Raw genomic sequence first — 13755 nt, 5'->3', positions numbered from 1 at the left:
GCCGCTTAATTAGCGGCATTTTTGTTTGTGCTTTAAGCGAAGGCTTAAGCCAACGTCATCAAAGCATCCTTAAACCATTCCGGCATAGGTGTTTTACGCCCCGTTTCTGGGTTAACGCACACTTGAATTGTCTCGGCCTCGGCAGCCACTCGCTGCATTTGCTCACTAAACAAAGCGTAGTGAAAAACAACCTTGTCCTCACCCGCAAGCTCGGCACGCACGCCAATGTGTAGCGTATCTGGGTAGACTACTGGCGCTTTATAGCGGCAACGCGCATCAGCAATAACCAAGCCCGTGCCCTCTTCAAATAGTCGAGGGAAGATTCCCATCTGCTCCATCAGCGTTAGTCGCGTATTTTCTAAATACTTAAAATACACCACATTATTGACGTGATTGAGCGCGTCCATGTCGCCCCATTGCACCTTGGTCGAGAGCACCATGGGATACGCTGCTTGCAAGGCCTCTAACGATGCCGGACCGCGGGTTGCTGGTGCAGAGCTCACGCCGGCTTCTCAGGCGTCCAACCACTGGCCCGCTCATAGTCATCGCCGCTTAAGTATTTTTCTAGCTGCTCATCTAAAAATGCTTTCGCTTGCGGATCGAGCACGCTTAAACGGTTTTCGTTAATCAGCATGGTTTGGTGACGAAGCCACTGCATCCAAGCCTCTTTAGACACGGTGTTGAATAACTCTTGGCCGCGCTCACCGGGGAATGGCGCAAACGCCATGCCTTCCAGTTCTTGTTTGAGTTTTCGGCAATAAACCATGCGCGTCATGAACTCGCCTCCAGGCGCGCGCCTAAGCGCTGCAATAATGAATAAATGGGCGCGGGGAAACCTAGCGCCGGTAGATCGGAGAGTGTAACCCAGCGACCGGCAGCTTCGGAAACCGCCAAACTCGAAGTGGCCTGAATAATCACAGGCTTAATGTTTAAACGAAAATGCGAAAACACATGCACAAACTCAGGCAGGCTTTCGGCTTGCGTAGGCAATGGCGTATCACTCGGCCATTCTGGGAAGCTCCAGAGGCCGCCCCAGATGCCTGAGCTTGGTCGCTGAGCCATCCATGCTTGATCATCATGCAAATGAATCGCTAGCGTGACCTCACGCCGTGGCACGGGCTGCTTTCGTTGCTTTTCGGGATAACGCGCGGGCTCGCCTTGAGCGTAGGCAATACAGCCATCTTGCACAGGGCAGCGCTCGCAGGCCGGCTTAGTGCGCGTACACAGCGTGGCGCCCAAATCCATCATGGCTTGCGTGTAGTCGCCGCAGCGCTGACTCGGCGTTAAGGCATCGGCCAGAGACCAAAACTGCGTTGCTACTGCAGCCTTCGCCGGATCGCCCGCAAGTGCGTGATAACGCGCCAAAACTCGCTTCACATTGCCATCGAGAATGACCGCACGCTGACCAAAGCCTAGCGACAAAATGGCACCGGCGGTGGAGCGACCGATGCCGGGCAATGCCACTAACTCATCTAAACTCGCCGGCAGCTGCCCGTCGTGACGCTCACAGGCTAGCAGCGCTGCCTTGTGCAAGTTTCGCCCACGCGCGTAGTAGCCAAGCCCTGTCCAATGATGCAAAACATCATCGATAGAGGCGCTAGCAAGATCGGCGAGCGTCGGGAAACTTGCCATAAAGCGCTGAAAGTAGGGCAGAGCGGTACTGACTTGGGTTTGCTGCAGCATGATCTCCGATACCCACACGCGATACGGGGTGACGTTTTGCTGCCATGGCAAATGCTTGCGGCCGGCATGGTCGAACCATGCCAAGACCGCATCAGAAAAATTAACGTTTGAAGAGGTCAAAGATTTGCTTCACAGCCTCTTTTTGCGCGGGATCGAGCTTCTCTGTGAGCTTTTCCTCTAATTTACCTTTTTGCTTTTCAACTTCTTCGCCTAAACGAGCCTTGGCAATTTGCCCAACAATGCCCTCCATACCGGCTTTATCTAGGCCGCAGAGTGTGGCTAGGCTGCCTTGCAAATTGCCATTGCAACGAACTGGAATGGCGTATTCAGCCATCTTGGCGTTTTTCTCGCCCCAGTATTTTTTGTCGAGCTTGAGCTGAAAGCGGTAGTCGACATCGTTGGTCTGCAAGTTATATGTGCCTGCGCCAGCAACTTGCATATCCTTGAGGTCGGCCTTCATTGACTCGTTGCGCACCACGCCTTGGTCAAGTGTGATGTCGCCTAATAGGCTAACGATATCGGTATTGCCGATTTTCGACTTCAGCTCTTCGCTGTTATGGCCAGTCAGCATTGGCAGCAGCGCCTGATATTTGCCGAGGGCGTTAAATAGCGCATCGCGGATATTCACGCCTTTAATCACGCCATCATTTAGGCGCAATGTGTTCGGGCCTTTAGCTGAGCTGATCCACTCATCAGTAGTGTTGCCGCGTACCGTGACATTACCATTGAAGTTCATGCGGCCAGCAAACACATCCTGTTTCAAGGCTTTTTGCGCAATGGGCCCGAGGTCGATTTTGTTTAGCGTAGGCTTCAGTGTGATCACTGGCTTGGCACCCCGAACATCGATATTAGCGGGAACACTGAAGCTGCCATCAGCCACTTGGCCACGGAACTCGCTGACATTAACTAGGCCATCGCGGGCAGTTGCAGCCAAGCTTAGTTGCGTGATCGGGTAGCTCATAATCGTGAGCGCGCCGGCTTTCAGGCCGATATCGAGATTTTGCTCGCGCAATAACTTAACTGGCAAAATTGCTTCTGCGGCTTTTTTAGCCTGACCTTTATCTGCTGTAGTTTTATCAGTCAGCGCTTTTTCAGGCGGCAAATAATTATCGGCATTGAGCTTGTCGAGATTTAATCGAGCATAGATGCGTGCCTTCGGTAGCTCACGTACACCCGCCTCACCAGTAATATTGCTGCCATCGAGTGCAATGCGCAGATCTTTTGCCAAGACATTGCGCTCATCACCACTGATATTCGCGCTCAAGCTGACATTACTCAGCGCTTTTGGATCTTTTGTCACTGGCGGCGTAATGCCTAAATTGGCCATGACATCGCGCGGATTAAAGCTATTGGTGCTGAGCTTACCGCTGGCGCGCATGCCGTCGGTGATATTAGCGGCGCCATTGGCTAGTGCCGGCAACTTCACTGATACATTGGCCTCTAAGCGAATTTTGTCCAGCGTCGCTACTAGCTTCGGCACAGTGATATCGCCGAGTTTCCAATTTGCATTTACTGAGGTGTCTAGCGTTACGGCTATGGGCTTTGTCAGCGCCTTATCTGTCACTGTCGTGGTTAATTTTAACGGATTAACCACGGCTTCGCCTTTAGCGATATCAGCCTTAATGTCTGCATTAATGGTCGCGCTAATCGGCGCAGGGCGAGTCGGATCGGCGTAGATGACGTCCAATACCATGCCATTAATCGCGTGTTGCTGCGCTTCAATATCAACATCGATAGATGCTGCTTTCAGAGCAATCGATATCGGCGCCGGCAACATATTGCCAGACAGCGCGCTATTGAGCGTGAGATCTTCAATGTGCGGCTTTTTAGCATCCAGGTTGAGAGTAACAACTGCGTTCAAACTATTTTCAGCGGTGACTTTCTTCCCGGCTTCATCAGCTTGGGTGACATCAAAGCTGGCAGAAAGTGGAAATGCCTTTTCAGGATCGATGTCTGTTGCATGCACCGTGACCTTATCAACTGTGCGCGTTACGCCCGCCTTTTTATCAACCAAGGTTAGCTGAGTATTGGTGATATCTAAGCTCTCAATATTGAACTTTACTTCTTTTGAAGTGTCATCTTCATCTGGGCTTTTCAGCTTAGCTAGCAAGGTATCCCAGCTAGTTTTGCCATCGGCATATTGCACGAAGCGCACATTGGCACCATCTAGCGATACCGCATCGACAGAGGCTTGGCCATCTAGCAAAGGCATTAGCTCAACCGAGACACTGGCTTGCTGTACGGCAACCAGTGTCTCGCCTAGAGCAGGGTCTTTTAGGCTAGTTTCGCCAAGGGAAATACCAATGCTAGGATATAGCTTCCAGGCTAAATCTCCAGTTAGCTGAAGATCCATGTCGGTCTTTTTCTTCACTACGTCGGTGAGCGCTTGCTTGTAATCGTTGGGGTCGAGGACAAATAACACATAGCCCGCCAGCGCGGACACGCTGAGCAGCACCATGGCCACGATCCCGGCAATCCATTTTAATAAGCGCTTCATATACTCTCCTAGCAAAAGACGACCTGCTGATGGTTAACGACTCTACCGTGCTGCGGATGACCTCGCCAGTCCTACATCTTATGCCCGAGCGTAGAAAATAGGGTTTGACAGTCGCGATGCTAAATCTCACAATTCTAAGAATCATTCTCATTTATAACGTTGAGTTGCCGTGCGTCTCTCTGAACTTTCGCGTTTTCAAACCGCTGTGGTCGAGCAAGTAGAGGCTATCGGCCCTGCTGACAATATTGCCCAGCGCCTTGGCGTTATTGGCTTTGTGCCCGGCGAAACGGTGCGCATAACCGCCACCGGCCCCGTTGGTGGCGATCCATTATTGGTGCAAATTGGCTTTACGCGCTTTGCTCTGCGCCGTAGCGAGGCCTCACGCGTGATCGTCTCACTGGTTCAGTTATGACAGATATTTCTCGTATTGCTCTAGTCGGCAACCCTAATTGCGGCAAAACCTCGCTGTTTAACCAGCTCACTGGCACGCGTCAAAAAGTCGCAAACTACGCCGGTGTCACGGTTGAACGCAAAGAAGGCCGCATCCTTTTGCCATCAGGCGGGCAAATGCTGGTGCTCGACCTACCGGGCGCCTACAGCCTCAATGCCACTAGTCCAGACGAGGCGATCACCCGCGCTGTTTGCCTTGGCGAGCTTGCCGATGAGCCAGCGCCTGACCTTATTGTCTGCGTTGCCGATGCCACCAACTTGCGCCTGCATTTGCGCTTTGTGCTTGAGGCGATGCGCTTAGGTCGCCCCATGATTTTGGCACTAAACATGATGGATGCTGCGAAACGCCGCGGCATTACCATTGATGTTGCTGCGCTGAGCGCGACACTGGGCATTGAGGTCGTAGAAACGATAGCTACACGCCGCGATGGCGTAAATGCGCTGCTGCAAACGCTAGATAAGCCTCTCACTCGCCAGTTACCAGAGCCTGTTGCCGGCGACTTGCACCAGGCTGTGCGCGATATGTTGGCCGCCTGCGTGATCATGCCGCGCACCACCGATGCTCGCGACGACGCCATCGATGGCGTGGTACTGCACCCAATTTTCGGCTTAGCGCTGCTGGCGATATTGATGTTTTTTATCTTCCAAGCGGTGTTCTCTTGGGCCGAACCTTTCATGAATGGCATCGAGTTCGGTATTGGTGAGCTTGGCGCCCTCAGCACGCAATCATTGCCCGATGGCCTTTTGCGCAGCTTACTCAACGACGGCATTTTCGCCGGCGTCGGCAGCGTATTAGTGTTCTTGCCGCAAATTCTCATCCTGTTTTTCTTCATTCTGCTGCTCGAAGAATCCGGCTATTTGCCGCGCGCCGCATTTTTGCTCGACCGCCTGATGTTCAAAGCCGGCCTCACTGGCCGCGCCTTTATTCCACTGCTGTCGAGCTTCGCCTGCGCCATCCCTGGCATCATGGCCACGCGTAGCATTTCCGACCCGCGCGATCGCCTCACCACCATCATGGTCGCACCGCTGATGACCTGCTCCGCGCGCTTACCGGTCTACACCGTGCTAATCGCAGCGTTTATCCCTGCGCAGACGGTTTGGGGCTTTTTAAACCTGCAAGGCATCGTCTTATTCACCTTATATTTCGGCGGCATCGCCAGCGCCTTACTGGTCGCCTACGTAATGAAATGGCTGCAATCTGACCGCAGTGAGCACGCACTACTGCTCGAATTGCCCAGCTATCGTCTGCCAGATTGGCGCAGCATTGCCATCGGCCTTTACGAGCGCATGTTGATCTTCGTTAAGCGCGTTGGTGGCATCATTTTCGCCGTCACCATGCTGCTTTGGTTCTTGGCCAGCTTCCCTGGTGCGCCAGCCGGTGCAGTTGGACCAGCCATCGATTACAGCTACGCTGGTCAACTCGGTGCCTTTTTAGCGGTGATTTTTGCGCCTATCGGCTTTAACTGGGAAATATCCATCGCCCTAGTGCCCGGCTTAGCCGCGCGCGAAGTCGTCGTTGCAGCACTGGGCACGGTCTACTCCATGTCTGGCAATGAAGACTTGGTCGCCAATCAACTCAGCACGCTAATTTCTCAGCAATGGTCGTTGGCCACCGGCTTATCACTCTTGGTTTGGTTTGTTTTCGCTCCCCAATGCTTATCGACCCTAGCCACCGTGCGCCGCGAAACTGGCTCATGGCGTATCGTAGGCATCATGACAGCCTACTTGTTTGGACTTGCTTACTTGGCATCATTCATTACCTACCAACTAGCCCTGGCCCTGCTATGAACGCCGAACTCCTGCTGCAATGGTTGGTGATTGCGCCGCTGATGCTGTGGAGCACCTGGCGGGTGGCAAAGCAGTTTGCGCCAAGGAGCATAGCGGCCATGCAAAATCGCTTCGCCCAAGCGTTGGTCAAGCGCGGCTATCCGAGAGTAGGTAGTTGGATGCAAAGTGGTAGTACGGATGCAGGCTGCGGTAGTGGTTGCTCTAGCTGCAATGCTTGCGGGCCATCAACACCTGAGATAAAAGATACGCCTGTGCAATGGCGCGATGCCGGTCCACGCTAAGCGAAGAAGAAATGCCTGGAGCGGATGGTGGGAATCGAACCCACGGCTCTAGCTTGGGAAGCTAGGGTATTACCATTATACGACACCCGCATGACGCGGCAGGTGCATGCTAGAGCGTCATTGTAGCGATGCACCTAGCCGCGGTCGAGAAGCAAGTTTACTTATCTAGACCAGTCTCTACGGCTACATCTAGCGCTGCATAATCCTCACTACTCAATACTCTCCGGCCCGCCGCACTTTCTTGTGTGCGCATACAGGTCGCCAATTGCGCCAAGACATCACGACCCATGGTTGCCGGGTGGATGGCAAAGCCACTGAGGTGGCGCGCATCATCGCTACCAATAGCCCACGCAGCCGCGATAGGCTTGGTGTTAAACCAGCCAACATAAAGCGTGGCATCTGGGCTTGGTGCTTTTGCACTCAGCGCCGGCTTAAAGCGCGCTAAACGCTCAATAAGTTCAGGCTCAAGTGGTAAAGAATGGACTCTGGCGATCAGCGGCATGACATTGGCTCATTAGGCTTTTGCCAAGTGTAGAGCATGACAGCGCGCACAGGCCATGCAGTTTCGCGCGCGCGGGGCTATAATACTTTTTTCGCTAACCAAGTAGAGGATGGGCATGAGCGCTCGCCAAGCAGAAGTGGTGCGTAACACGAGAGAAACTAAGATTCGCGCACGCGTGAATCTCGATGGCACAGGCCAAGGCAATCTGAATACTGGCATGGCTTTCCTCGACCACATGCTCGACCAAGTTGTGCGTCACGGCCTCATCGACATCGATATCACCTGCGATGGTGATCACTTCATCGATGATCACCACAGTGCCGAAGACTGCGGCATCACACTAGGCCAAGCCTTTGCGCAGGCATTAGGCGATAAAACCGGTGTCCGTCGTTATGGCCACGCTTATGTGCCGCTAGACGAAGCATTGTCGCGCGTAGTGATCGATCTTTCCGGTCGTCCTGGCTTAGAAATGCACTGCGAATTTACACGCAGCAGCATCGGTAGTTTCGACGTCGATCTATTTTTCGAATTCTTCCAAGGCTTCGTCAATCACGCCGGCGTGACTTTGCACCTTGACAATCTGCGCGGCAAAAACTCGCACCATCAGGCTGAAACGCTGTTCAAAGCCTTCGGTCGCGCACTGCGCATGGCTGTTGAGCTTGACCCACGCATGAGCGGCCAGATGCCATCGACTAAGGGCTCGCTGTGACCTCAGTTGCCGTACTCGACTATGGCATGGGCAATCTGCACTCGGTCGCGAAAGCGCTAGAGCATGTTGGCGCCACAAAAGTGGTAATCACTGACGATGTTGCGATCATTCGCGCCGCTGACCGCGTGGTATTGCCCGGTCAGGGCGCGATGCGCGATTGCATGGCGGCGATGCATGAACACGGCATCGCCGATCTAGTCGATGAGCTCATCCACAGCAAGCCTTTACTCGGTATCTGTGTTGGCATGCAGGCCATGCTCACGCGCTCTGATGAAAATGGCGGCGTCGATGGCCTCGGCTTATATCCTGGCCACGTGAAATTTTTCACCGACGTGCCGGCCGTTGATGCGCAACGCCTAAAAGTGCCGCACATGGGCTGGAACACCGTGAGCCAAGTGCGCGAGCATCCACTCTGGGATGGCATTGCCGATGGCTCACGCTTCTACTTTGTCCATAGCTATTACTGCCAGCCAGATGATCCTGCGCTTAGCGTCGGCAGCTGTGATTATGGCCTGCCATTCTCCTGCGCCATCGCTAAAGATAATGTCTTCGCTGTGCAATTTCACCCCGAAAAAAGTGCGCACGATGGCCTGCGCCTGCTACAAAACTTTTTACGTTGGAACCCCTAATTTATTCGCTGGCCGCTGAGCCGTTGCGCTGGAGCATTCGATGTTAATTATCCCCGCCATTGACCTCAAAGACGGCGCCTGCGTTCGTCTAAAACAAGGCCGCATGGAAGACGATACGGTGTTTTCCGACGACCCCATCGGCGTTGCGGCGCAGTGGGTTGAGCAGGGTGCCCGCCGCCTGCATTTAGTCGACCTCAATGGCGCTTTCGCTGGCGAACCAGTCAATGGCGAAATCGTGCGTGCAATTGCTACGCGCTGGCCAAAATTGCCGGTGCAAATCGGTGGCGGCATTCGCTCATTAGAGACCATCGAGGCCTATGTTCGCGCTGGCGTGTCGTATGTCATTTTGGGCACAAAAGCAGTGAAAGAACCTGCATTCGTGCGCGAAGCCTGCCGCGCCTTTCCGGGCAAAATCATTGTCGGCATCGATGCTAAAGATGGCTGGGTTGCCACCGATGGCTGGGCTGAAGTTTCCAGCGTCCAAGCTGTCGATCTGGCACGCCAATTCAAAGCCGACGGCATCAGCTCCATCGTTTACACCGACATCGCCCGCGACGGCATGATGCAGGGTGTTAACGTCGAGGCCACAGCCAAACTCGCTCGCGACTCGGGTCTGCCCATCATCGCCTCTGGCGGCGTGACTAACTTGGATGATATTCGTGGCTTGCTTAAAGTCCGCGGCGACGGCGTGATTGGCACTATCACGGGCCGTGCGATTTACGAAGGCACACTGGATTTAGCCGAGGCACAGGCTTTAGCTGACGCCTAAGACTGTTGAGCTAAAGCCAAACTCAGATTTTGTGCTTTTTGACACACCAAATAAGGACTTTCCATGAGCGACTTGCCTGCCTGCCCAAAATGCCAATCGGTATACACCTACGAAGATGCCGGCAATTATATTTGTCCTGAATGCGCACACGAGTGGTCGACAGTCGCCGTAGAAGCTAGCGATGACGTACGTGTGATCAAGGACGCTAACGGCAATGAGCTCAACGATGGCGATACCGTGACAGTGATTAAAGACCTGAAGATTAAGGGCACGTCGCTGGTAGTGAAGGTTGGCACGAAAGTGAAAGGCATTCGCTTAGTCGATGGCGACCACGACATCGATTGCAAAATTGACGGCATCGGCGCCATGAAGCTGAAGTCGGAGTTTGTGAAAAAGGCCTAAGGCTTTAATTCATCTTTTCAAAGCTGCTCGTCTAGCGCGCAGCTGCCGCTTTTAAGCTCAAAGCCACCGCCTCCGCAATCTTAATACCATCGACGCCGGCAGATAAAATTCCGCCGGCATACCCCGCACCCTCACCGGCTGGGTACAAGCCCTTGGTATTGATGCTCTGCATATCGGCACCGCGCTTAATGCGTATTGGTGACGATGTGCGCGTCTCCACACCGGTCAATATCGCGTCATTCATGGCATAGCCACGAATCTGCTTATTAAATGCCGGCAAGGCCTCACGAATGGCTGCAATGGCGTACTCAGGCAGACTTGCATCCAGCTCGCCGAGCTTCACGCCGGGCTTATAGGATGGTTCTACACTACCCAATGCGCTCGATGGTCGCTGCGCGATAAAGTCGCCAATAAGCTGTGCCGGCGCATCGTAATTGCTGCCACCAAGCAGATAGGCCTGCGACTCCCATTGCCGCTGAAAATCGATGCCGGCGAGTGGGCCGCCGGGATAGTCTTCGGGCGTGATGCCGACCACGATGGCACTATTGGCATTGCGCTCATTGCGCGAATACTGGCTCATGCCGTTGGTCACGACCATCTCAGGCTCAGACGAAGATGCCACCACCGTGCCGCCAGGGCACATGCAAAAGCTATACACCGAGCGGCCATTTTTGGCGTGATGCACTAGCTTATAGTCCGCCGCACCTAAAATTGGATGACCCGCCTGCGGCCCGAAGCGGCAAGCATCGATCATCGATTGTGGATGCTCAGCGCGGAAGCCAATAGAGAAGGGCTTAGCTTCAACATATACGCCGCGCGCGTGCAGCATCTTAAAGGTGTCGCGAGCACTATGGCCAATCGCCAACACGACATGGTCACTGCGAATTTGCTCGCCGCTAGCCAGCGTGACGCCGCGCACTTGGTCATTCTCAATATGCAAATCTTTCACGCGCTGATTAAAACGAACCTCGCCACCAAGATCGATGATGTTTTGTCGCATCTGCTCAATCATCGTGACCAATTTAAAGGTGCCGATATGTGGCTTGCTGACGTATAAAATCTCCGCTGGCGCGCCGGCTTTAACAAACTCGGTCAATACTTTTCGGCCGTGATGCTGTGGGTCTTTAATCTGGCTATAGAGTTTTCCATCGGAGAAAGTGCCGGCACCGCCTTCGCCAAACTGCACATTGGACTCGGGCTCTAGCACGCGTTTGCGCCATAAGCCCCAGGTGTCTTTGGTGCGTTCGCGCACAGCTTTACCACGTTCGAGTACGATGGGTTTTAGGCCCATTTGCGCCAAAATCAACGCGGCGAAAAGTCCGCATGGACCAAAGCCAATGACGATAGGGCGCAAGAAGTCTTCGCTTGGTGCGTCCGTGACAAATTGATAGGTCGTATCAGGCGACGGGCCAATATGCACATCATTGGCCAAGCGCAGCAACACAGCGGCTTCGTTGCTCACGTTCACATCGAGACTATAGATAAGCAAAATATGGCCGCGCTTACGAGCATCGTAGCTGCGCTTATAGACGTTAAAGCTGAGCAGATCGCTGGCTGCAATGCCCAGCCGCAAGACAATGGCTGAATGCAGCGCTTCGTCTGTGTGCTCTAATGGCAGCTTTAGGTCGGTTAGTCGCAGCATGATGATTCTCTTCGTATCTTGTGGTGCGCGTGTTGTCGTCGCATTTTATGGCTTAGCACTAAGTCTAAATTTCCGAGCACGCGTTATAGGCTGCGAATATACAGCGCCTCAACCTCAGCGCGCGCCCACGGTGTACGGCGCAAAAAAGTCAGGCTAGATTTGATGCTGGGATTGTCTTTAAAACAGCGAATATCTACCACGCGGGCCATTTCCGCCCAGCCATACTTCGCGTGCAAATGCGTCACTATGCTTTCCAATGTGATGCCTTCCAGCGGGTCTTTGCTACGTTTGTCGTTCACAGCCACCTCTTAGGCAAATTGCCCAGCGGCATGGCCAGATGCCCATGCCCATTGAAAGTTATAACCACCAAGCCACCCAGTCACATCGAGCACTTCGCCAATAAAATACAGGCCTGTTTGGCGCTGACTCTCCATGGTGCGCGAGGATACCTCATTGGTCGAAACTCCGCCCAAGGTCACCTCAGCGGTGCGATAACCCTCCGTACCAGAGGGCCGCAATGTCCAGCCGTTTAGTGCTGCTGCTACGCGCTTAAGAGCCGCATCAGACCAATCCGCCATGGGTTTTTCAGCTTCGCCAAGCCAGAGCAAAGTTTGCAATTCATGCACCAGAGCCTTAACCAAAAACGGTGCTAGCAGAGTTCTTAGCAATACTTTCGGCTGAGCTTTTTTCTGCGCAATCAACCAATCGCTCAGAGTCATCTCACCCCATGGCGACGTTGGCAGCAAATCGATCTGCACTGGCTGGCCTAGCTGCCAATAATTCGATGCCTGCAGTATCGACGGCCCGCTAATGCCACGATGCGTAAACAGCATATTTTCGTGAAAGCTCGGCGCGTCATCATGGCTGCTCACCACAGTATCGAGAGCAATGCCGCTCAAGCGCTCAGTCACAGCTTTCATGCCGTCACTAAAAGTCATTGGCACAAGGCCTGCGCGTGTGGGCAAAACTTCATGACCAAACTGGCGCGCAATTTCGTAGCCAAAACCGCTAGCGCCCAGCGTTGGGATGGACAGGCCGCCAGTAGCGACAACTAGCGATTCGCAACGAATTTGCTCCTGGCCAAGATGCACTGTGAAGCCACTAGGCTTTTCAGCGATCTCCGTGACACTGGCATGGCTACGAATACGCACACCGACCGCCTCGCACTCATTCACTAGCATTGCCAAAATATCTTTCGCCGAGTCATCGCAAAAAAGCTGGCCATGCTTGCGCTCGTGATAGGCAATGCCGTGTTTTTCTACCAACGCAATAAAATCCCACTGCGTATAACGGTTCAGCGCCGACACACAAAAGTGCGTATTTTCACTGATGAAATGCTCGGGCTCGACCTGCATATTGGTGAAGTTGCAGCGGCCTCCGCCCGACATCAAAATCTTTTTGCCGATCTTATTGCTGCTATCGAGCACCAACACGCGACGCCCACGTTGACCTGCCGCCATGGCGCACATTAGCCCCGACGCGCCGGCACCAATAATCACCACATCAAATTGTGCAGACGCCTGCGCCACGGATTCACCTCGCCGAATATTTATGGCCGCGAGTATAGTCGCTCGCGCTAGCGGCACCCATGATAAAATGCGCGCTAACTCTTATTCGGTACCTCGCCATGACGCTCGCTAAACGCATAATTCCCTGCCTCGATGTTGATCAGGGCCGTGTCGTCAAAGGCGTTAAGTTTCTCGATATTCGTGATGCTGGCGACCCGGTTGAAGTCGCCAAACGCTATGACGAACAGGGCGCCGATGAGATCACTTTTCTCGACATCACTGCCAGCGTAGAAGGCCGTGACACCATGGTGCGTACGGTTGAACGCATGGCATCGCAAGTATTCGTGCCGCTCACCGTTGGCGGCGGCATTCGTGAAGTAGCTGATATTCGTCGCATGCTCAATGCCGGCGCTGACAAAGTCAGCATCAATTCCGCAGCTGTAAAACGCCCTGAGTTTGTCTTGGAGGCCTCACAACGTTTTGGCGCGCAATGCATCGTCGCCGCCATCGATGCCAAACGCGTATCACTCGCGGGCGAGCCTGGGCGCTGGGAAATTTTCACTCATGGTGGCCGCAATCGCACCGGCATCGACGCCGTAGCATGGGCTGAGCGCATGGCCAAATACGGTGCAGGCGAGATCTTGCTAACCAGCATGGATGCCGACGGCACCAAAGCGGGCTATGACTTGGAACTGGTGAAGGCCATTACCTCAGCGGTGCGCGTACCAGTTATTGCATCCGGCGGCGTCGGTAACTTGCAGCATTTATGCGATGGTATTTTGCAGGGCGGGGCTGATGCAGTGCTAGCGGCGAGCATTTTCCATTTCGGCGAATATACCGTGGGTCAGGCCAAAGACTTCTTGGCCAACCACGGTATTTGTATGCGTCGCTAGGA

The 13755-nt window shown here is 53.8% G+C and carries 16 protein-coding genes and 1 tRNA gene; 8 read left to right on the top strand and 9 right to left on the bottom strand.

Going from position 1 to position 13755, the window contains the following annotated elements:
* Positions 1-44: 44 nt before the first annotated feature.
* The 4 genes from ACFQ0F_RS10090 to ACFQ0F_RS10075 are packed head-to-tail and all read right to left on the bottom strand — an operon-like array spanning position 45 to position 4180.
* A complete protein-coding gene (locus ACFQ0F_RS10090) occupies positions 45-503 on the bottom strand; it encodes an acyl-CoA thioesterase (protein ID WP_340675824.1) in 459 nt (152 codons plus the stop codon).
* Positions 500-775, bottom strand: a complete 276-nt coding sequence (locus tag ACFQ0F_RS10085) for an oxidative damage protection protein (RefSeq protein WP_340675825.1) — start codon at positions 773-775, stop codon at positions 500-502. The genes ACFQ0F_RS10090 and ACFQ0F_RS10085 overlap by 4 nt, the downstream gene beginning before the upstream one ends.
* A complete protein-coding gene (gene mutY, locus ACFQ0F_RS10080; RefSeq protein ID WP_379071720.1) occupies positions 772-1803 on the bottom strand; it encodes an A/G-specific adenine glycosylase in 1032 nt (343 codons plus the stop codon). Before mutY ends, ACFQ0F_RS10085 begins: the two co-directional genes overlap by 4 nt.
* Positions 1784-4180: an AsmA family protein gene (locus ACFQ0F_RS10075; RefSeq protein WP_340675827.1), complete on the bottom strand. Its 2397-nt coding sequence runs from the start codon at positions 4178-4180 to the stop codon at positions 1784-1786. The genes mutY and ACFQ0F_RS10075 overlap by 20 nt, the downstream gene beginning before the upstream one ends.
* Positions 4181-4349: 169 nt before the next feature.
* Between ACFQ0F_RS10075 and ACFQ0F_RS10070 the strand changes: the two genes are divergently transcribed.
* The 3 genes from ACFQ0F_RS10070 to ACFQ0F_RS10060 are packed head-to-tail and all read left to right on the top strand — an operon-like array spanning position 4350 to position 6699.
* The gene (locus ACFQ0F_RS10070) at positions 4350-4592 is read left to right on the top strand and encodes a FeoA family protein (RefSeq protein ID WP_340675828.1); all 243 of its coding nucleotides are present in this window, start codon (positions 4350-4352) and stop codon (positions 4590-4592) included.
* A complete protein-coding gene (feoB, locus tag ACFQ0F_RS10065) occupies positions 4589-6418 on the top strand; it encodes a ferrous iron transporter B (protein WP_379071717.1) in 1830 nt (609 codons plus the stop codon). Before ACFQ0F_RS10070 ends, feoB begins: the two co-directional genes overlap by 4 nt.
* Positions 6415-6699, top strand: a complete 285-nt coding sequence (locus tag ACFQ0F_RS10060; RefSeq protein WP_379071714.1) for a DUF6587 family protein — start codon at positions 6415-6417, stop codon at positions 6697-6699. The genes feoB and ACFQ0F_RS10060 overlap by 4 nt, the downstream gene beginning before the upstream one ends.
* Positions 6700-6715: 16 nt before the next feature.
* Here ACFQ0F_RS10060 and ACFQ0F_RS10055 read toward each other — a convergent pair.
* Both ACFQ0F_RS10055 and ACFQ0F_RS10050 read right to left on the bottom strand, forming a co-directional pair.
* Positions 6716-6789 (bottom strand) — tRNA-Gly (locus tag ACFQ0F_RS10055).
* 67 nt (positions 6790-6856) lie between these two features.
* The gene (locus ACFQ0F_RS10050) at positions 6857-7201 is read right to left on the bottom strand and encodes a hypothetical protein (protein ID WP_379071711.1); all 345 of its coding nucleotides are present in this window, start codon (positions 7199-7201) and stop codon (positions 6857-6859) included.
* A gap of 115 nt (positions 7202-7316) precedes the next feature.
* Here ACFQ0F_RS10050 and hisB point away from each other — a divergent pair, with 115 nt between their 5' ends.
* The 4 genes from hisB (at position 7317) to ACFQ0F_RS10030 (ending at position 9710) form a co-directional block, all read left to right on the top strand.
* The gene (gene hisB, locus ACFQ0F_RS10045) at positions 7317-7910 is read left to right on the top strand and encodes an imidazoleglycerol-phosphate dehydratase HisB (protein WP_340675832.1); all 594 of its coding nucleotides are present in this window, start codon (positions 7317-7319) and stop codon (positions 7908-7910) included.
* Entirely contained in the window at positions 7907-8539 is a 633-nt protein-coding gene (gene hisH, locus ACFQ0F_RS10040) for an imidazole glycerol phosphate synthase subunit HisH (RefSeq protein ID WP_340675833.1), read from the top strand. The genes hisB and hisH overlap by 4 nt, the downstream gene beginning before the upstream one ends.
* Before the next feature lie 40 nt (positions 8540-8579).
* Positions 8580-9308, top strand: a complete 729-nt coding sequence (gene hisA, locus ACFQ0F_RS10035) for a 1-(5-phosphoribosyl)-5-[(5-phosphoribosylamino)methylideneamino]imidazole-4-carboxamide isomerase (RefSeq protein ID WP_340675834.1) — start codon at positions 8580-8582, stop codon at positions 9306-9308.
* Positions 9309-9371: 63 nt separating this feature from the next.
* Positions 9372-9710, top strand: a complete 339-nt coding sequence (locus tag ACFQ0F_RS10030) for a zinc ribbon domain-containing protein YjdM (RefSeq protein WP_379071706.1) — start codon at positions 9372-9374, stop codon at positions 9708-9710.
* Positions 9711-9741: 31 nt separating this feature from the next.
* On the opposite strand, the gene ACFQ0F_RS10025 is transcribed toward ACFQ0F_RS10030, so the two are convergent.
* The 3 genes from ACFQ0F_RS10025 to ACFQ0F_RS10015 form a co-directional block, all read right to left on the bottom strand.
* The gene (locus tag ACFQ0F_RS10025; protein WP_379071703.1) at positions 9742-11352 is read right to left on the bottom strand and encodes an NAD(P)/FAD-dependent oxidoreductase; all 1611 of its coding nucleotides are present in this window, start codon (positions 11350-11352) and stop codon (positions 9742-9744) included.
* Between the two features lie 83 nt (positions 11353-11435).
* Positions 11436-11651, bottom strand: coding sequence for a VF530 family protein (locus tag ACFQ0F_RS10020; protein WP_379071700.1), 216 nt, complete (start codon positions 11649-11651; stop codon positions 11436-11438).
* Between the two features lie 9 nt (positions 11652-11660).
* A complete protein-coding gene (locus ACFQ0F_RS10015) occupies positions 11661-12881 on the bottom strand; it encodes a BaiN/RdsA family NAD(P)/FAD-dependent oxidoreductase (protein ID WP_340675836.1) in 1221 nt (406 codons plus the stop codon).
* 98 nt (positions 12882-12979) lie between these two features.
* On the opposite strand from ACFQ0F_RS10015, the gene hisF reads away from it, so the two are divergent.
* Positions 12980-13753: an imidazole glycerol phosphate synthase subunit HisF gene (gene hisF / locus ACFQ0F_RS10010; RefSeq protein ID WP_379071696.1), complete on the top strand. Its 774-nt coding sequence runs from the start codon at positions 12980-12982 to the stop codon at positions 13751-13753.
* Positions 13754-13755 lie beyond the last annotated feature (2 nt).

The sequence above is a fragment of the Paraperlucidibaca wandonensis genome (assembly GCF_042677145.1).
Classification (GTDB): Bacteria; Pseudomonadota; Gammaproteobacteria; order Pseudomonadales; family Moraxellaceae; genus Perlucidibaca; species Perlucidibaca wandonensis.
This window is presented reverse-complemented; position numbering and strand designations above follow the sequence as displayed.